General features: G+C 67.1%; 20 protein-coding genes. 3 read left to right on the top strand and 17 right to left on the bottom strand.

From position 1 onward, the window contains the following. Positions 1-68 precede the first annotated feature (68 nt). Genes ACPCJR_RS24415 through ACPCJR_RS24405 form a run of 3 tightly spaced genes read left to right on the top strand, consistent with a single transcriptional unit; the run spans position 69 to position 2,328 of the window. The gene (locus tag ACPCJR_RS24415) at positions 69-1,037 is read left to right on the top strand and encodes a DUF4123 domain-containing protein (RefSeq protein WP_391515851.1); all 969 of its coding nucleotides are present in this window, start codon (positions 69-71) and stop codon (positions 1,035-1,037) included. Then, entirely contained in the window at positions 1,034-1,864 is an 831-nt protein-coding gene (locus ACPCJR_RS24410; RefSeq protein ID WP_391515853.1) for a hypothetical protein, read from the top strand. The genes ACPCJR_RS24415 and ACPCJR_RS24410 overlap by 4 nt, the downstream gene beginning before the upstream one ends. Continuing rightward, positions 1,861-2,328, top strand: a complete 468-nt coding sequence (locus tag ACPCJR_RS24405; protein ID WP_391515854.1) for a hypothetical protein — start codon at positions 1,861-1,863, stop codon at positions 2,326-2,328. Before ACPCJR_RS24410 ends, ACPCJR_RS24405 begins: the two co-directional genes overlap by 4 nt. Before the next feature lie 72 nt (positions 2,329-2,400). Here the strand turns inward: ACPCJR_RS24405 and ACPCJR_RS24400 are convergent, their stop codons facing one another. The 17 genes from ACPCJR_RS24400 to tssA form a co-directional block, all read right to left on the bottom strand. Further along, positions 2,401-2,922: a DUF3617 domain-containing protein gene (locus ACPCJR_RS24400; protein WP_391516819.1), complete on the bottom strand. Its 522-nt coding sequence runs from the start codon at positions 2,920-2,922 to the stop codon at positions 2,401-2,403. A gap of 67 nt (positions 2,923-2,989) precedes the next feature. Beyond that, on the bottom strand, positions 2,990-4,027 hold the full coding sequence (gene tssG / locus ACPCJR_RS24395) for a type VI secretion system baseplate subunit TssG (protein WP_391515857.1): 1,038 nt from the start codon (positions 4,025-4,027) through the stop codon (positions 2,990-2,992). Beyond that, complete coding sequence (tssF, locus tag ACPCJR_RS24390; RefSeq protein ID WP_391515859.1) at positions 4,024-5,832, bottom strand: type VI secretion system baseplate subunit TssF; 1,809 nt, start codon at positions 5,830-5,832, stop codon at positions 4,024-4,026. The genes tssG and tssF overlap by 4 nt, the downstream gene beginning before the upstream one ends. 238 nt (positions 5,833-6,070) lie before the next feature. Then, the gene (locus tag ACPCJR_RS24385) at positions 6,071-6,736 is read right to left on the bottom strand and encodes an ankyrin repeat domain-containing protein (RefSeq protein WP_391515861.1); all 666 of its coding nucleotides are present in this window, start codon (positions 6,734-6,736) and stop codon (positions 6,071-6,073) included. 2 nt (positions 6,737-6,738) lie between these two features. Continuing rightward, the gene (locus ACPCJR_RS24380; RefSeq protein ID WP_391515863.1) at positions 6,739-7,311 is read right to left on the bottom strand and encodes a hypothetical protein; all 573 of its coding nucleotides are present in this window, start codon (positions 7,309-7,311) and stop codon (positions 6,739-6,741) included. 12 nt (positions 7,312-7,323) lie between these two features. Further along, positions 7,324-7,794: a hypothetical protein gene (locus ACPCJR_RS24375; RefSeq protein WP_391515864.1), complete on the bottom strand. Its 471-nt coding sequence runs from the start codon at positions 7,792-7,794 to the stop codon at positions 7,324-7,326. Positions 7,795-7,797: 3 nt separating this feature from the next. Beyond that, a complete protein-coding gene (locus ACPCJR_RS24370; RefSeq protein WP_391515866.1) occupies positions 7,798-8,775 on the bottom strand; it encodes a DUF4123 domain-containing protein in 978 nt (325 codons plus the stop codon). Next, positions 8,765-9,253, bottom strand: coding sequence for a type VI secretion system baseplate subunit TssE (tssE, locus tag ACPCJR_RS24365; RefSeq protein ID WP_391515868.1), 489 nt, complete (start codon positions 9,251-9,253; stop codon positions 8,765-8,767). Before tssE ends, ACPCJR_RS24370 begins: the two co-directional genes overlap by 11 nt. A gap of 4 nt (positions 9,254-9,257) precedes the next feature. Continuing rightward, positions 9,258-10,061 carry a type VI secretion system accessory protein TagJ gene (locus ACPCJR_RS24360; RefSeq protein ID WP_391515870.1) on the bottom strand — a complete coding sequence of 268 codons (804 nt, stop codon included), beginning with the start codon at positions 10,059-10,061 and terminating at the stop codon, positions 9,258-9,260. Between the two features lie 25 nt (positions 10,062-10,086). Further along, a complete protein-coding gene (tssC, locus tag ACPCJR_RS24355) occupies positions 10,087-11,436 on the bottom strand; it encodes a type VI secretion system contractile sheath large subunit (protein ID WP_391515872.1) in 1,350 nt (449 codons plus the stop codon). A 98-nt stretch (positions 11,437-11,534) separates the two neighbouring features. Continuing rightward, a complete protein-coding gene (locus tag ACPCJR_RS24350; RefSeq protein WP_391515874.1) occupies positions 11,535-12,026 on the bottom strand; it encodes a hypothetical protein in 492 nt (163 codons plus the stop codon). A gap of 339 nt (positions 12,027-12,365) precedes the next feature. Continuing rightward, positions 12,366-12,605, bottom strand: a complete 240-nt coding sequence (locus ACPCJR_RS24345; RefSeq protein ID WP_391515876.1) for a DUF7336 domain-containing protein — start codon at positions 12,603-12,605, stop codon at positions 12,366-12,368. Positions 12,606-12,638: 33 nt separating this feature from the next. Continuing rightward, entirely contained in the window at positions 12,639-12,959 is a 321-nt protein-coding gene (locus tag ACPCJR_RS24340; protein ID WP_391515877.1) for a hypothetical protein, read from the bottom strand. A gap of 245 nt (positions 12,960-13,204) precedes the next feature. Beyond that, complete coding sequence (locus ACPCJR_RS24335; protein ID WP_391515879.1) at positions 13,205-14,194, bottom strand: DUF4123 domain-containing protein; 990 nt, start codon at positions 14,192-14,194, stop codon at positions 13,205-13,207. Between the two features lie 7 nt (positions 14,195-14,201). After that, the gene (gene tssC / locus ACPCJR_RS24330; RefSeq protein ID WP_391515881.1) at positions 14,202-15,722 is read right to left on the bottom strand and encodes a type VI secretion system contractile sheath large subunit; all 1,521 of its coding nucleotides are present in this window, start codon (positions 15,720-15,722) and stop codon (positions 14,202-14,204) included. A gap of 2 nt (positions 15,723-15,724) precedes the next feature. Next, positions 15,725-16,270, bottom strand: coding sequence for a type VI secretion system contractile sheath small subunit (gene tssB, locus ACPCJR_RS24325; protein WP_391515883.1), 546 nt, complete (start codon positions 16,268-16,270; stop codon positions 15,725-15,727). A 122-nt stretch (positions 16,271-16,392) separates the two neighbouring features. After that, positions 16,393-17,460, bottom strand: coding sequence for a type VI secretion system protein TssA (tssA, locus tag ACPCJR_RS24320; RefSeq protein ID WP_391515885.1), 1,068 nt, complete (start codon positions 17,458-17,460; stop codon positions 16,393-16,395). Positions 17,461-17,722: the final 262 nt, after the last annotated feature.

Below are 17,722 nucleotides of genomic sequence, written 5' to 3'. Positions count from 1 at the left end.
TTTGCTCGTCATGATGGACAATTAATCGAATTGATTGTGCCCATGTGTTGCAATTTCGGATTTATATAATGGTAGAAATTCAAGAAGGTCTTGCAACGGCGGCACGTAATCGCTTGGCCGAAATCGTCGTCGGCTTCCGGGAAACGGGCTTTGCGGTCATCGATGGCGGCCAATTCGAGGATTTCCCGTCCTTGCTGAGGCGGGACGGATTGTTCGGGCGCTCGCTGTTTCTCGACCATGCCAATATCGAGATCGAGCGGGCCGGTCCTTGGCTGGTCGCGCTGGCACAGGCGCAGGATGCCGCCGAGCGTGTCCTCGGCCTGGTCGGCGACGTGCCGGCAGCGGTGTTCTGGTCCTGCACGGGTGGCGAGGCCGTGCTCTACCGCCATCTGCGCACGATCAACCAAGCCCGCATCCCCGCCTGGTCGGCGGCCGGGGAGGCTCCGCCGCCGGAGACCGGCTCCGGGGAAACCTACGAGACCGTGATGTTCCGGCATTGGGATCCACGGGTTCTCGGCCCGCTCATGCCGGCCCTGGATGCGCGTCAGTTCGCCCGGGTGCTGGGGCCGGCCCAGGAGATCGCCTTCAGGGCGGACGAGTACGGCGGCCTCAAGCGCATCCCGGTCGATCTGAGTTGGCCCGAAGCCGCGCTCGGGATGCTCACGATCCGGTCGGAGCAGATGCGCGCGCTCAGCGAGCGCCGGATCGAGGCCCGGCGGAGAAGCGTCTCGGCCTATCTGCGCGATCTCGCCGACGGTGCGCTCGACGGAACGTCGGAGGCAGACCTGCGTGCTCATGTGCTGGCGAGCGAGGCGCGGGCACGGACCCTCGGGATCGTCACGGAAGCCGGACATTGCCGCTGGGCCTTCCTGATGATGATCACGCGGGGGCGGATCGGTGAAGACCCGGCGGTGTCCTCCTACATCCGCAACGGCGTGCGCTCGCCCGACGATCATCTCGAGGACATCATGGATGCCACCTCGCGGTCGGTCCGCGGCTCGAGCGGGGCCGGCCCCGCCGTCGGGGGCCGGCCGTGAGTTACGGCCTCGAGACGATCGGCGGCCTCGTCGGCGGAATGGCCGGCGGCGGCTGGGGGCTTGTCAAAGGCGCAGCCGTCGGCGGAGTCCTCGGCGCCGGCATCGGCGGCGTGGCCGGGGCCGGCGCTGGAACCCTGGCCGGCGCCGCGACCGGTGGCCCGGGCGGGATCATCACCATCCCGGCCGGCGCAGCAGGGGGCGCGTTGGCCGGCGGCATCGGCGGTGCGGCCATCGGCGGCGGATACGGCGCCGTCACCGGCACGCAGCACGGGGTGGAGAGCGGCCGCGCGTGGGGCCGCTGGCTGAGTGAGAAGGTCGATGAGGCTCAGAAGAAGGCGAAGGCCAAGCCGAAGACGGAAGCCGATACCGATTGCAATGGCTGCAAGCCGGCGAACCCCTGCGAGCATCTTAAGAAGGGCAAGGGTGATGGGCCCTATCGTGGAGGCGGTCACGGTAACGGCAAGGATGTCGGTACAAGCTCGCCTCGTGGCGACGAACTCGACTCGCACCACATGCCGGCGAAGCAGTCTTACAAAGGGCTCGGATTGAGCCTCGAGGACGGTCCAGCGATCCAAATGAGGCCAGAGGATCACCAAGACACAGCAGATTACGGAGGCCGTGGGCAAAAGGCACGCGATAGCCAAAGAAAATTGATCGAGGGCGGCAATTTTGATAAGGCATTTGAACAAAGTGCCGAAAATGTCAAGGATATTGCCAAGCAACGTGACGATCCTGGACGATACGATGAGGCCATAGAAGAGGAAAGATTATATAGAGAGTGCCTTGAGGAACATGGCTTATTGCCGAAAGGTAAGGACAAAACATGAGTGAGTGGATTATCAGGCCCCTCGTCGGTGTTGGACCGCTCGATTTCGGCATGCTGCGCTCGACGATCAGCGCACAACTCGGGCCACCACGCTCACAGAGGCAGTATGCACCGGACGATCTCCGCGAGTCGCGCGGCCAGGGCGCGCGCGGCTACGACGTGATCCTCGGCTACGATCCAGAGCGTCTGACCGATGCCACCTTTCCCTCCCGACCGAATGGCGTGACCGTCTTCGGCCTGGATGTCTTCACCACCGATCCTGACCGGCTGGTCGCGCGGTTGAAGCAGGAGAACGGCGGCGCCTACGCCGTCGTGCAGGACACGTTGTTCGCGTTCGAGCGCCTCGGCATCGTCCTCAGCGACTGGGACGACCGCGACAGCAGCGACCGCTGGCTCGCCGCCGGCTCCGCCAAGGGCTACGGTATCATGGTGGGATCGGGTGGCCCGGACCGGATCGAGACGTAGGCGGTCCCGCTCCCCGCCCGATCGCCTCGCCGGCCCGTGTGGGGAGCCGTCGCGATCGACCCGGGGTCGTCGTCACATCCCCTTGCCGGGCACCTGCCCCTCGCATTCGCCGACCCGGCGCGACAGCGTCAAGATCTCGGAGGAGGCTTTCGGGTAGCCGAGGATCAGGGTCTGGGTGGTGCTCGACACGAGATCCGGCTTGAAGTGAAAGGTAAGAACGACCTTGGAGCCGTCGCAATCCATGGCGAAGGCGAAGCCGTCGGGCAGGTCGCGGGTCTCGCTCAGCCGGCAGCCCTTCATGAAATCCGCATTGCCCGTGTACTGCGCCATCGTCTCGCGGCGGAAGGCCTCGTAATCGGCCGAGGCGAGGCAGGTGCGGCTCTTCACGCCCTGGTCCTGGAAGCGGCTGTTGCGGCTCTCGGTCTCGTAGAGGCCGGGCACGAAGACGGGCCGCGGCGTCAGCAGCGGCGCGGCGTCCCGGGAGGGTGCCTGCGCGGCGGCCGGGCTGGCCAGGAGGACGGCGAGCGCTCCGCGGACGCCTCGACCGTACCGGCCTCGACGACGATGTGGCCTGGACCGGAGAGGAAACATCATCACCTGCAGCCTTGGAGGCACGCGCGATCCCGGGAGCGATCACCGTCCGGGAACCCAATGCGCGGCCTCACAGCGCGCCCCGCATCGGATCGTGCACGGATTGGTCCGCGTCCCGCTCCGCCGGGAGCTGGCGCAGCCAGGCGTTCCAGCCGAGGGAGGGCGGGCGCGCGCCGAGCTGCGCCTCCGGCACCTCCTCCTTGCGCAGGATCACCTGCACGTCGAAATCGAGGCCGGGATCCATGGTGAGGCGGACCAGCTCGACGAGTTCGGCCATGCGGGCGCTGCCCGGCGCGAGGGCCGCGAAGGCCGCGGCGCCGACCGGGCCGACCACGACCCGGAAGGTGCTCGTCGCGTCGAGCACGCCCGCCCCCGCCACCGCGTCGATCCCGAGGCGGCCATAGGCCGGGTTCGGGCCGGCGAGCCGGGTCTGCTCCTCCGGCGCGATCGGCAGGCGGCGGACCCGGAAGGGCTCGATCCGCACGGGCAGGCCGAGCCGGTCGGCCAGCAGCACTTCGAGAGCGGCGGCCGAGCGAACCTCGCGTCCGAGCAGGCCGGCATAGGGCAGCAACTCCGCGTCGGGCGTGGCGAGGCGGTCGCGGTGAGCCGGCAGCATCAGGCCGGCCAGCGCCCGCAGTGCCTCGCCGATCCGGTCGACGGGCTCCGTGTCCCTGCGCCTGCCCGGCCGGGCGATCCGCGCCGGGAGCCGGTACTTCTCGTCGGCGTCGAGGAAGGCCGCCGCCGCGCGGGCGACGAAGAGGTCGAGGAATGCGGCGAGCCCCGGACTGCGCGCCCGGCGCTCGCGCAGGGACACCTCGGTATAGACCGGCGGCAGGGGGCCGAGCGGCCCGGCGAGCCCCAGGAAGGCGGCCTCGGGCGGGCCGCGCCGGTCGAGCCCGAACTGCCCGGCAGGGGCCAGCGGCGTGGCGACGTGGCGGCTCGTCAGCGCCCCGACGACGAGGGGCGGCTCGGGCAGCGCCTCGTCGTCCTCCGGCCGCGGCGCCGGGCGGAACGCCTCGATCAGGCGCAGGGCCTCGAACGGATCGAAGCGGTCGATCTCGGCGGCGAGCCGGTCGCCGAGGCGTTCCGGAATCTCGGGCGCGCTCACGCCAGCGGCCTTGCGCCGGAGCGGGGCGCCCAGGTCTTGAGCGGCTGCGAGGCCCCGCGCAGGCGCAGGCTCAGCCGGGTGAAGCTGTTGAGGTTGACGTAGAGACCGAGGAAGCGGTCGAGCACTTGGCCCAGCAGGAAGGCGGCGCCGGGCTCGGCGAAGCGGCCATCGACCTCGACCGTCACGTCGAGCCCGCGGGCGAGGCTCCCTTCCGGCACCCGGGCGGTGGCGCGTCGGTGCGTCACCGAGACGATGGCATCGATCAGGCTGCGGGTCTCGGGGGCGTCCCGGTAGTCGTAGAGGCGCAGGATCTCGCGCAGCGCCTCCGGCCCGCCTTCGGAATTCGACAGGGAGAGGTGGTTGAGGGTGAGCTGGGAGATCAGCCGCCAGAGCAGGCCGTCGCCGGGCTCCAGCCGCAGCGTCGGGGTGAAGGGCGTCAGCGCCCGCAGGCGCCCGACCTCGCCGGGGCCGCGCAAAACCTTCAGCAGCGGGTGCTCGCCGCCATAGGGCAGGCGGGCCGGCAGGTCGCGGTTGAGGCAGGTGGTCTCGACCGAGAGGACGGAATCGGTCGGTGAGGCGGGCGAGGCGTCGCCATCGACGAGGGCAAGGCGCGCATCCGTGCCCTCGCCGCTCTCGGGCAGGTGCCGGCGGCGCAGCTGCCAGTAGAGCGCGCCGGCCCCCTCGGCGCCGGTCAGGGTGCGGCCGAACAGCGGGGTCGCGTCCCGGCCCTGCCCGGCCCGGTCGGTCAGCGTCACCCGCTCCACCGCGTAGACCTCGCGGGTCGCGTGGCGGCGGGAATCGGGCACGATCGGGTATTCCTGCATCGCGCGCGTCAGCACCACCGGCTCGGCCCGCTGCTCGAACAGGTTGACCACCGGGGTGCAGCCGAGTGCGAAGGTGCCTGGCGCGCAGGCCCGCTCCAGGTCGGCGGCGTGGCGGGAGAGATAGAAGAAGATCTCCAGCCGGTTGCCCGCCCGCCGCAGGGTGCGGGCGGAGATCCGCGACAGGTCGAGGTAGAGGAACTTTTGGGGGTAGGCGAAGAACTCCGTGAGCAGCCGGTAGGCCGGATGCGCGCGCGGGGCGGGGGGGAGCACCGCCTCCTCCGGCGCGAACCCTACCGCCCGGATCGCGCCCGGCCCGATGAAGCTGGCCGAGCGGTCCTCCGGGTGGTCGGCGAGCGCGATCTCCAGGCACTCGTTGAGCAGGAGCTGGTAGAGCGCCACCGCCTGCCGCCAGGGCGCGCGGAGATAGAAGCGCAGGGTGTCGAGGCCGAGATCGGTGAAGCTGACGGCGGGATCGAGCGTCTCGATCACGAGGCGCAGGCTCGCCGGCGCCTCCACGTGCGGGCAGGGCGGCGCCACGAGAGGCCGCCCGGTGAGCGCGGCGGCCGAGACCCGCACCGGCCAGAGCGCCACCTCCTGCGTCGTGCGGAAGCGGCAGATGTCGCCCTCGACCGGCTCGCTCTCCACGCTCGCCCCGCGGGGCAGCACGATCGCCTGCTTGAGGTCGGGGGGGAAATCGAGCTGGGTGACCGCGAGCGCCGGGATCGGCGCGAGGTAGTGGGGATAGAGGAATTCGAGCAGCGACTCGCTGATCTCGGGAAAGTCGTCGTCGAGCTTCAGCCGCAGGCGGGCGGCGATGAAGGCGAAGCTCTCGATCAGGCGCGCGACGTGGGGATCGTCGACCGCGTCCGGCGACAGCCGCAGCCGCCCGGCGATCTTGGGATGCGCCCGCGCGAACTGCCCGCCGAGCCCGCGCAGAGCTTCGAGCTCGGAATTGTATTGGCCGTAGAGGCGGTCGTTCACGGGGACGGCTCCGGGTCCGGGCGAGCCTCAGGGCACGGATGCGGCAGGGGCGCGCCCGCAACCGAGGATAGGGCGGGCGTCCGGCCGCGACCACGGCACCACGAGACGACGGCCGGTTTCTGTCCCGCCGGAGCGCCGGCGCTCGGCCCGCTTTCCTGTCGGGCGCGGCGGGCCCGCCGAATGCGGCCAGCATCGCCGAGAGCCGGCACGCTCCGCTCCCGACGCAGGACCCGGTCCGTCACGGCCTCCCGGTCAGAGCGCGGACGATCTCGGCTCTGACGGCGGGCGCACAGCGATCGACCGGCGGCAGTCTCTCGACCGCACACCTCCCGTCCAGATCGGGGGCGTCCGGATCGGCACCGGCTTCGAGGAGCAGATCCGCCATCGCCACGTCCAAGCGGTTCACTGCCATGCCCAAGGCAGTCCGCCCCTCGAAGCCGCCGGGCAGATTCATCGTCCGGCAGGCGCCCCCGGCCAGCAGGAGGCGGGCGAAGTCGTGGTCTCCGTCCTCGACGCACCAGCGGAGCGGACTGTCGCCCTCGCCACCGGGGGTATTCGGGTCCGCGCCGGCCTCGAGCAGGAACCGCGCCATTGCGTCGTGTCCGTTGAACAGCGCGCAGAGGAGTGGCGTCCCGCCGCCGAAGCCGAGCGAGGTTCGCTCGATATCCGCCCCGTGCGCGAGCAGGAGCCGCACCATCGCCAGGGCTGCGTCGTGCTCAAGCTCCGCGATTACCACATGCAGGGGGCTGCGCCCGAGATACCCGTCCTCGACCTGATCCGGGTCGGCGCCACGCTGCAACAGAGCTTCCACCCGCGACACGTCACATGCCTCTATGGCCTCGAATAGACTGTTCGGCATGCTCTTGTTACCCCGATTTTGGAAAACAGAAGGATGCTTGTCCAAGTTTATATTCGCCCGTCGATGCGGGTTGCATTGCCAAGAGATGCTTCACAAATTTCGAGATATCTCTGGAGCATCGATCCGATCTTGCGAGAGTGTTCGTCGTCGCTGGTGGAAAAAGCAGCAATGTCACTTCTAAACTCACTGATGCATTTTTTTATATTTATTTCGAATTTATTTTCGATTTTGTCTATATCTGCAGCAATGCTCCAATAATAGTCGCTGTCAGAAACTATGCAGAAGCTTTCCAGATAATCAGAAATAAAATAAGACGGCTCAAAATATTTATTGCGCACCTCCTTCAAATCGCCCTCCTGAGGCGACAGCGAGTACCAGTCGGTCATGTACTCTGCTAGTCCACCACACGCGACCGTAAAAATCCCGGCACTGGAAAGGCCTTGACAGATCTGGTCGCCATCATCACGAAAATCTCCTTCGAAAATTGCCGCCACCCACTGCTTTCTTTTGAGGAAATCAGGATGATAAAACGCTCCAAAGCCTGGATCGATGTCGAATGCAGGAGCGACAGCTTCTGACAAAGCACATTTTTTCGCAGGATCTAACAAATCGAATGACATAGTGGATGGCCTTTATTTATACCTGATGATCGCGGGGGGAGCGTTTGGTGGATTTATCTCCAGAGATGGAACGCTTCTCGGCCTCACCACGACTTGGGTTCCATCGCTAAGCTCGCCGATGCGCACGTTGCCGCCAGGCGATTTCACGTTTCCAGGCTGCATCGAGTCGAAGTCTGCGTCGGCCGCTGACATTCCTCCCGGCTTTTTATATTGTTCTGTGCCATCCTTGAGAGTTGGCTTGTCCGGATCTCGCGTGGCATCATTCAAAACATCTTCTTTTGTCTTCGGTTTGTTTTTTGCGTCAGCGCATTTTCCCACACATTCTTCCGGCTTCGCTTCATTGAGAACGGCGTTGCCTCCACGCGCCATCTCTTCCAGCCGCTTCGCACCTTCAATGACACGATATCCGCGGTAAGCCCGGTAAGCCCAGCCTGCAGCAGCAGCGAGACCTTCGATAGCAGGTAAAAGCGCTACGACAGCCATGTGTCAGGCTCCCCGCTCGACGCGACGCCCCACCGCGATCATCTCCGCAACGAGCGCCGCCAACTTGTCGTCTGGTCGTCCCGGCGCAGTCGTCAGGTATCGATGCAGAGGGCTTTCGCGCTGCGCGATCGTCTCACCACTCATCGCCATCAGATGCGCCCATTTCCCGAATGAGCGCTCGGAGGTGAGCCCGAAGCTCCGAGCCGAAACCTCATATCGCATCACGTCTTGGTAAAGCTCAACATCGTTGCGCTTTGACGCATGTTCCGGAACAGTTTCACGCAGGAAGGTCATGATGCGGCGGCGAGAGGCCTGCACGCGCCGATCGCTCAACATGGCGACCTGCTCTGACCGAATGGTGAGCATTCCGCCTGTCGCAACTGGCCAATCCGGATCGGCGACCACCCGCTTCAAGCCTCCGTAATCCTCCGCCCAGAGCGCGATCTCGGCGGTGGGGCCCACGATGCGGGCGAACTGCGCCGCCTCCAGCACCGGCAGCAGCGCCCCGAGCACGCGCGGATCCCAGTGCCGGAACAGCACGGTCTCGTCCTCCATCCCCGAGCCGTCCTCCGGCGGCTCGCTCCCGCCCGCCGCCGCCCAGGCCGGAATACGGACCATGTTGAGGGTGCGCAGGTGGTGATACAGCACGGCCTCGCCGTCAGCGCAGGACCAGAACACCACGCCCGGCCGGCCGCCGACCAGGGCGAAGATGCGCTCAGGCGCGTCCGCGCCCTGCGCCAGCGCCACCAGCCACGGACCCGCCCGCTCGATCTCGGCATCCGCGTGGTCGAGGAACAGCGAGCGCCCGAACAGGCCCGCGCGCCGCAATTCGTCCGGCAGGTCGTCGAACAATCCGCCGTCGAGCACGGCGCAGCCGTCCGGCCCGAAGGTGCGCGCCCGTTCGGCCAAGCGCTCGGGGAATGGGCCCGAGGGCGCCGTCTCCCCGGACGACGCGGCCGGGCCGATGATCTCATCCGTCATGGCGGCTCTCCACCAGAAAACTGCGGATCGCCGGGTCGAGGGCGGTCTCGAAGGCGACGGGTTCGGGGGCCTGGCCGGTGTCGGACCCAAGATGGACTGCCGCCTCGATGCGGATGCGCAGCAGGCGCTCCAGCGGGTCGCGGCCCTTGAGCACGCTCACGCGGACGGCGCGGAAGCGCGGCTCGAAGGCCTGGATCGTCGCCTCCAGCGCCCGGGCGAGGTCGGTGCGCTGCTCGGGCGTGGCGAGCGGCGCGCCGACGAAATCCTCGACGCCGTAATGCGGCAGCGCCTCGCGCAAGGCACCGAGCGCGGCCGGTGGGGTCGCGGGCAGGCGGCGGGTGTTGAGCAGGGCTTCGAGGTCGCGCCGGAACCCCTCGCGCACCCGCCGCAGCTCTTCGGAGCGCGCCCGCGGCGGATCGACGGCGCGCTCGGGCTCGTCGTCGATCAGGCGGTCGAGGAGGGAGGGCTGCAGCCGCATCGGCTCAGGCCTCGAAGGCGACGCGCGCGAGGGTGAGCAGGTCGCGCGCCGCCTCGCCGACGAGCCAGACCCGCTGGCCGCGCCCGCGCACCGCGCCGCCGGGCGCATCGATCCAGGCGGTCTCGCGGGCGAGGCGCTCGGCCTCGTTCGCGTCCGGGTCGTGGTACTGGGCGAGGACGAGGAAGGTCGCCTCGCGCCCGTCGCGCAGGCGGGTCTCGCAGCGGCGCCAGAGGAGGTCGCGCGGGCGCTTCGGGGGCGCGAAGGCGAGGCTCTCCACCCGCTCCGGCGCGAGCCAGAGATAGCGGCCGGCCAGCGTCAGCACCTCCAGCCCCGCCTGCGACAGGTCGCAGACGTCGCGGGTCTCCTCCGCCGGGCCGTCGTCGATCCGGGCGCGGACCGGCGGCATCGCCTCCAGCGCCTGGCGCGCCGCTGCAGCGGCCTCCGCATCGCCCGCCCGCACAGCGAGGGCGAGGCGCATCGCCTCCGCCTGCCGCGGGGTCGGCCCGTCGATGAAGTCCGGCACCGCGCCGGTCTCGTACCACGCGACGCGGGCGGTGGCCCCGCGCAGGAGGTGGCGCAGCAGGGCGATGGCCGGAGCCTCGGCGGGTGCCTGCTCGGTCGCGACCTGCAACTGCGCCTCGGCCCGGTCGAGGGCGCCCTGGAGGATCAGCAATTCGGCGAGCATCGCGCGGGCGGCGGTATCCGCGGGTCTCGCCTTCACGGCCTGGGCTGCGGCGGTTGCGGCCGCGTCGAGGCGCCCGGCCGCGAGGTGCTCGGTGAGGGTGGAGGGAGTGTCGAGCGCGGTCATGCGGGCCTCGTTGCGGGTCGCGGGCTCAGGCCGCGTTCTGGGCGGTGGTGACCTCGGCGACGAGCTGGAAGCTCGCCGCCACGTCGTCGAGCTGGAAGTGCGGCTGGAGGCGCAGGGTGCAGCCGAGCACGCCGGGACGGCCGGGAATCTCGCGCACCTCGACGCCCGCGTCGCGCAGGGGGTAGCGTGCCTTCAGCTCCGGCGCGGCGCTGTCGCTGCCGAGGCGGTACTGGGCGAGCCAATCGACGATCAGCCCCTCGACCGCCGCCGCGCCGCCGAGCCGGCCGACCTGATCGCGCATCATCACCTTGAGGGTGTGGGCGAAGCGGGAGGCGCAGAGCACGTATTGCAGCATGGCCGCGAGCCGCGCGTTCTCCTCCGCCGCAGGCCCGGCGGCGCGGGCGGGGCGGTGCAGCGAGGGGTTGGCGTTGAAGACGAGGGCGGCGGTGAAGGGCAGGGCGCCCACGGGGATGATGCCGTGGTCGGAGAGCTGCCGCTCCTGGTTCGCGGTGAGGCGGATCTCGACCGGCGGCTGCGCGGCGAGCCCCGGCCGGTCGGTGTCGAAGCTGAGCGTCGGCAGGTCGGTGACGAGCCCGCCGCCCGCCTGATCCTGGGGGGCGCCCCGCAGGTCCGCGAACCAGCCTGAGACCCCGAAGGCACGCAGCACCACCCGGGCGAAGGCGTAGACCGGGCTGCCCCAGAGCAGCTCCCGCCCCTCCGCCCGCACCACCTCCTCGAAGGGAAAGCCGTCGGGGCGGGGGCGGTGGTGGGCCCGGTGGGGCGTGCGCATCAGGATACGGGGCGCGAGCAGCCCGACGAAGCGGCAATCCTCGCGGGCGCGCAGGCTCTTCCAGCGCACGAAATCCGGCCCCTCGAAGGCGGCGGCGAGGTTCGGCAGGCCGTCGAGATCGGCAAAGCCGTCGAGCGCCAGGGTCTCGGGCCGCAGCGCCGCCAGGAAGGGCGCGAAGGCCGCCGCCGCCACGCCCGCGATGCCCTGGAGCGCGGAGATGTCGTCGGTGCGCTGCGCCGGATCGATCCGGTGGCCGACCGCGTAGTCGCCGAGCAGCAGCCCGAAGGGCTCGCCGCCGGGCATGCCGAATTCCCGCGCGTAGACCAGTTCGAACAGGTGGCTCTGGTCGAACTCCACCGCGCGCTCGAAGTCGCGGGCGAGTTCGCGCCAGGACACGGCCAGCAGCTTCACCGCGACGTTGTCGGTCCCTCGCGCCGCGACAACGAGGTAGGCGAGCCCGCGCCAGCGTGCCTCCAGGGCCTGGAAGTCGGGATGGTGCAGGATCGCGTTGACCGCCCGGTTGAGGCTCCGGTCGATCAGCGCAATGAGGCGGTCGATCCGCGCGAGCGCCGCAGCGAGTTTCATGGCCTCTCGGGACATCGCCTCCGATTCCTGCGCTTGTGCCTGCCCACAGCCGAGCTGCAACGTGTTCGGCGACCAGCTTCGGGTGTCTGAGAAAGCACTCACTTCACGGTGAAGTAAGCATCGACAGCTGACATAATATAGTTTTTTGTCCTTTTGTTGAAAAATGGTTCATAGGCGAAGTGTAATATCTCTGACTTTAGCGAGTTTGTATCCGTTCCGAAGATATTATTCAGGCAGGCGGGCGCACCAAATATGCCGTAAAACTTGTGTTCAGATGGAATCCAGATTACGTACCTTGCGGATGAAAAAATGACTTCAATGAAGACTTCCTCATGACCGAAATTGAAAAATTCGTCGAAGGTAGCGTCTGCGCTTCCTACCGAAGAAAAACTGAAATCATCATCAAACTGAGCGTGCGTAATGTTGAAAGTGGGCCTCGAACTGATCGACATTAGAGTGATTAAATTTTCAAAATCAGATTTGTTTGGCGACTCAATGAAGAGAATGCCATGAAAACCGTTTCGCTTTAGCCACTCCTGTTTGGGAGCCATATCGGTAGTAAGGTCTTCGCGTTCGATGAAATTTTTCATAGCCGAGACCTGATTTCCGTGTGGAATTTTTGATCTAACTGAGCATGCGTTAGGTTAAAGATAGATCTTGAATCGATGCCGACTTGGCCGGAAAGAGCCTCGAACTCATTTTTGTTTGGTTTTGATATAAAAAATTTACTTCATAATCCATTTCGTTTCAGCTATCCTAAGTTTGGCTTCATACTACGCCTCAAATCGTTATGTCCGATGAATTTGTCCACGGCCAAAACTTAATCCCGTGCGATATTCAAATAATACGAATTCATTTTACTATATATAAAACTTTAAACCATACCGTTGACGCAAAAGACTCAATCGACAAGAATCACAGGGCTAATTTTATTTATCACGATAAATAATTGTCTCAAATCCGCTTTTCCAATGATCTTCTCCGACAGTGTAAGGGTGGATTTGAAATCCCTCTTTGTCATCCTTGAATCCAGGTAAGATTTCCGCACGCCGTTGAGCTGCCTCGGCATCCTCTCGGCTAAGGTAAACACCGATGAGCTTCACGTCATCCTCCCGATCTATATCAGAGAATTCATGAATATGATAAAGCAAATGAACGGTTTGCGGCATTTGTATCTCCGTATGATTTTCGATTTCGAAATCTTACTCGAAACCCCGGTCGCCCCATTTTTTTATCTTATTCCAAACTGATCCGGGTCCTTTAGGCGCACCTTTCCCAACCAGCCGGTCAGCGAATTGTTTGCCATTCTCGTCGATGTATGGTCGCTCACCTTCAAAGTCTGACGGAACATCGTCTGCTTTTTCTTTTCCTGAACCGCGTTTTGGCTTTTTATACTGACGCGACTCCATGCATTGATCGGCGCAATTCGCCTTATTGCCCTCGCTGAGGCCCTTCGCAGCATTGGCCTTGTCGGTCGCCGTGCTGTCGCCCGTTCCGAAGACCCAGTCGAGACCGCGGCCCACCCCGCCCCCGACAGTCCAGCCGAGACCGCCTCCCACCGTCGCTCCGAACCCGCCGCCGACGGCCCCGCCGGCCGCGGCGCCGGCAGCGCCCAGACCGATCGTACCACCCCCTGGGAGGACCAGCGTCCCCGCGCCCGCTCCGAGGCCGGCCCCGATCGCAGCACCGGCCCCGGTCCCGAGCGCACCGCCCACGCCGGCCCCGATCGCGCCGAGCCCGACCTCCCCGATACCCTCGAAAGTTCCGGTCAAGGACCGCGCCCCGGCATCCGATCCGCCTCGCGCCGTCTGATGGCCGACGCCGTCCGAGCGAGAAGCTCGCGGACCTGTTCGTCCGGATGGGCGTCTCCCGTTCGGATGAACGCGATGGCCCGCGGCGTGTGCAGGATGCGCCCTTCGCTGCGCAGCATCAGGTAGGCCCAGCGGCCGTGTGCGGCCTCGCTTTCGAGGCCGAGCGCCCGTCCGTGCCGTTCGCTCTCGCGCACGAAGTCGAGCAGTTGCCGGTCCGTCGCGTGCTCCGTCATCACGGGCGCGCTCTCGCGCAGGTAGCCCGCGATGCGCCGCCGGGAGGCCTCCAGGCGACGCTGGTTGAGGGCGTCGGCCTGCGCGGAGCCGATCGTCAGCATGCCGCTCGACGCCGGAGGCCAGGACGCATCCTTGAGGATCCGCTTCAGACCACCGAAGTCGGGTGCCGCGAAGGCGATCTCCTCGGCCGCCCCCATGATGCGCGCGAACTGGTCTGCTTCAAGGACGGGCATCAGGGCGCCGAGCACGTGCGGGTCCCAGTGCCGAAACAGGACGGTCTCGAAGGTCTCGGCGCTCTGTGAGCGCGCCGGTCCCGCGAGACCATTCGCAGCCCAGGCCGGAATTCTGACCCTGTTGAGCGCGCGCAGGTGCCGGTACAGCATCCTATCGCCGCCCGGGCACGACCAGAACACCACGGCCGGCGCGGTCCCTGCCAAGGCGAAGACTTTGGCCAACGTGTCCTCGCCCTGGTCGAGCGCCACGAGCCAAGGGCCGGCCGCCTCGACCTCCTTGTCGGCGTGGTCGAGAAACAGCGAGCGGGCAAAGAGGCCCGCGCGCCTCAACAAGAGCGGCAGGTCCTCGAAAAGGCCGCCATCGAGGAGAGCGTAGCCCGGACGGGAAAAGGCGCGAACGACCGCGGATAGACGGTCCCGAACGTCCGATTCCTGCCCGACCGTACGATCTTCTCGATCCGATCCGGGAGCCGCCGACATCCTCCCATCAGCCCTGGCGCGGGATGCGGGCGACCATGCGCAGCGAGGTGGTCAGTTCCTCCATCTGCAGCCAGGGCCGCATCCAGGCCACCGCGTTGTAGGAGCCGGGCCGACCCGGGATCTCCTGCACCTCGACCTTGGCCTCGCGCAGGGGATAGCGCGCCTTCATCTCCGGCCCGGCCTCGTCGTTGGCGTTGACGTAGTTGCCGATCCAGCGGTTCAGCCACTTCTCGCAATCCTCGGCCTCCATGAAGGAGCCGATCTTGTCGCGGCCGATCACCTTCAAATAATGGGCGAAGCGGGCGGTGGCCATGATGTAGGGCAGGCGCGCGGAGATCGCGGCGTTCGCGGTCGCCTCCGGCCGGTCGTACTTCGCGGGTTTGTGCGTGGTCTGCGCACCGAAGAACACGGCGTAGTCGGTGTTCTTGTAGTGGCACAGCGGCAGGAAGCCGAGCTTGCCCAGCTCCGCGTCGCGCCGGTCGGTGATGCCGACCTCGGTCGGGCATTTCAGGTCGAGGTCGCCGTCGTCGCTCTGGAAGACGTGCATCGGCAGGGACTCGACCTTGCCGCCGCTCTCGGCGCCGCGGATCGCGGTGGCCCAGTTCGTCTTGGCGAAGGCGTCGGTGAGGCGGGCGCCGAGCACGTAGGCGGCGTTCGACCAGCAATAATGCTCGTGCGCCATGGCGAGCCGTTCGCCGGGGACGCCGGGGGCCTCCTGATAGTCGAACTCGTCGACCATCCGGGTCTCGCGCCCGTAGGGCAGGCGCGCGAGAACCCTCGGCATGGTGAGCGTGACGAAGCGGGAATCGGACGAATCCCGGTAGGAGCGCCACTTGGCGTACTCGACCGTGTCGAAGATCTTCTCCAGATCGCGCGGCCGGGCGAGATCGCGGAAATCCTCGAAGCCGAACAGCTTCGGGCTCGCCGCCGCGATGAACGGCGCGAAGGCGGCGCCGGCCACCCCCGAGAGCCCCTGAAGCATCTCGATGTCCTCGAAATGGTTCGAGAACTCGTAGTCGCCGATCAGCGCGCCGTAGGGCTCGCCGCCGGGGGTGCCGAACTCGTTCTCGTAGATCGATTTGAAGATCTGGCTCTGGTCGAACTCGGCGGCCTTGAGCAGATCCTTGGCGAGTTCGCGTTTGGAGACGTTGATCACCCGGATCTTCAAATTGGTCGAGGTCTCGCTGTTGTGGACGAGGTATTTCAGCCCGCGCCACGAGCCTTCGAGCTTCAGGAATTCGGGCCGGTGCATGATCGCGGCGAGTTGGCGCGAGATGCGGGCGTCGATCTCGGCGATCGCCCGGTTGATCGTGACCGTGAGGTTGCGCTCGAAGCTCACCGTGCCTTCGAGGGCGCTCTGGGTGAGCGTCCGCAGCAGGTCCTCGGCGCGGTCGGGGGCGGTCTGCTTGGTCGCCGCGATCGCTGAATCGAGCAGGCCGGCGCCCGCGCCGATCGCGCCGGTCACGTCGCGCGTTTCCGGGCGGGCCTCTGGGCCGCCCTGCGGCCCGGTCTGCGTGTCGTTCGACATGGTCAGGCGGCTCCGTCGGAGGTCGGTGCGGAGGTCGGGGCGGAGGGGGCCGGACCGTTCCGGTCGAGTTCGTCGACGAGCCGCCGCAGCTGGCCGTCGTCCTGCAGGATCCGCTCCAGCAGCAGTTCGAGATCCTCCGAGCGGTCGGCCTTGGTGAGCAGGTCGCGCAGCTCGTTGCGGGTCTCGAACAGCCGGGCGAGTGCCGGCACCTGCCGGACGATCGCCGCCGGCTCGAAATCGTCGAGCCGGTCGAAGCGCAGGCGCACGGGCATCTGCGTGCCGTCGTCGGCCAGCGTGTTGTCGACCATCAGGTTCAGGCCCGGCGCCATCCGGGCCATGACCTCGTCGAAATTGTCCCGGTCGATCTGGATGAACTTGCGCTCGCGGAAGGGCTTGAGCGGCTGGGTCGGGTCGCCCGTGAAGTCGCCGAGCACGCCGACCACGAAGGGCAGCTCCTTCTCGACCAGGGCGCCCTCGGTCTCCACCTCGTACTTGATGTGGACGCGGGGCTTGCGCACCCGTTCGAGCTTCTCGTGAATGCTGGACACGCGCGCTCCTCTTCAGCGGAAAGGGTGGTCGGGCGAGGGCGGGCGAGCGGGGCCGCGGCCCGCTCCCGCCCCGAAGACGGGCATGCGACGGCACGCGCCGCCGGATCTCGGCCGGTCCGGCCTCATGGCCCGCGACCCTCGCCGGTCTCGATTCCGGCCTGCCGCAGGAATTGCCCGCGCCGCTCGCCGTCCGGAATCAACTCGCCGAGGAGGTCGAGGAGCGTCATCCGCCCCCGTCGAACCACGGTCTCCAGGGCGTAGGAGATCGGCGAGTGCGGCTCGGTCCGCCGGAAAAAGGCGGCGACCTTCAGGAGTTCGTCGAAGGCCTCGTCGCGGCTCGCGATCTCGCGGGCGGCGGGGCGGAACCCGTCGGGCTTCGGCGCGGGTGCCGCCACGGCGGTCTCGGGCGGGGCTGGGCTCTCCGCCGGCCCCGGGTTCGGCTCCGCCTGCCACGCCGTGCCGAGCAGGCCGCGATAGACGTCGAGCACCTCCTCCAGCACGGTGCGGATGTTGGCGAGGGGCGGCGCGGCGCTGCCGCAGAAGGCGTCGAGGGTCGCGCTCATGCGCTGGAAGGCCTTGTGGGCCGCCCGCGCCGCCTCGGCCTGCCTCCGCAGGGCATCGGAGCCCGTCTGCGCCCGCGCCTCCAGGAAGTCCTGGCCGGGGCGCGCCGCCTCGCGCCCGCCGCTGCGGGTGTGCCAGAGGGCGTGGGCGCCGAAGGGGTGGCCCGGCAGCAGGGAGACCATGCGGATCGGCTGGATCAGCACGCCCTCGCCGCCGATGCCGTTGAGGCCCGCCAGCGGCGAGAGCCGCCCCTCGGCGTCGTCCTCGTCGATGGAGTGGAGGTCCGGCCAGTAGCGGTCGATCAGGCCGTCGATCAGGGTGAAGCCGGCGGCGAGGCCGGCGAAGCCTTCGGTCCGGACCAGGGCCTCGATCAGCCAGGCGGCGACCTCCAGATCCTTGCTGCGGCTCGCCAGAACCTCGCGGGCGAGCGCGCGCACCGCGATCCAGCCAGCCGGCACCGTCACCGGCTCACCCGCGGCCTCCGCCGCACGCTCGGCCGAGCGCGCCTGCGAGCGGGCGTCCTTCAACCGGAGGTAGGGTGAATCCGCATTGAGATCGGTCCGGAGATCCGGCCCGACCGGATCTTCCTCTCGAATGTGATTCAGGATTTCAGCAAGATCAAGCGGCATACAGGAGCTTAGATTTCAGTCCGCAGCAGTTTCTAGGGCAAGCGCCCGGGTAGGTGAAGGCGCCCGGTTGAATTTTCTGTCAAACGGGACGGATTGATACCGGATCGTCAAATTTTATCAGTCCAAAGAGTCTGGATCGGATACGTAAGTCGTCCATAGATTGAGAAATCCTCCGATTTTTGCCGTCTAACTCGTAAAAGATCCGGGTTCGTGGGGTTTCCAGGCGTCCGGCTTGCGCTATAAATCGCCTTCATTGATACCA

It is taken from the genome of Methylobacterium sp. NPDC097929, assembly GCF_049543375.1.
Lineage (GTDB): Bacteria > Pseudomonadota > Alphaproteobacteria > Rhizobiales > Beijerinckiaceae > Methylobacterium.
This window is presented reverse-complemented; position numbering and strand designations above follow the sequence as displayed.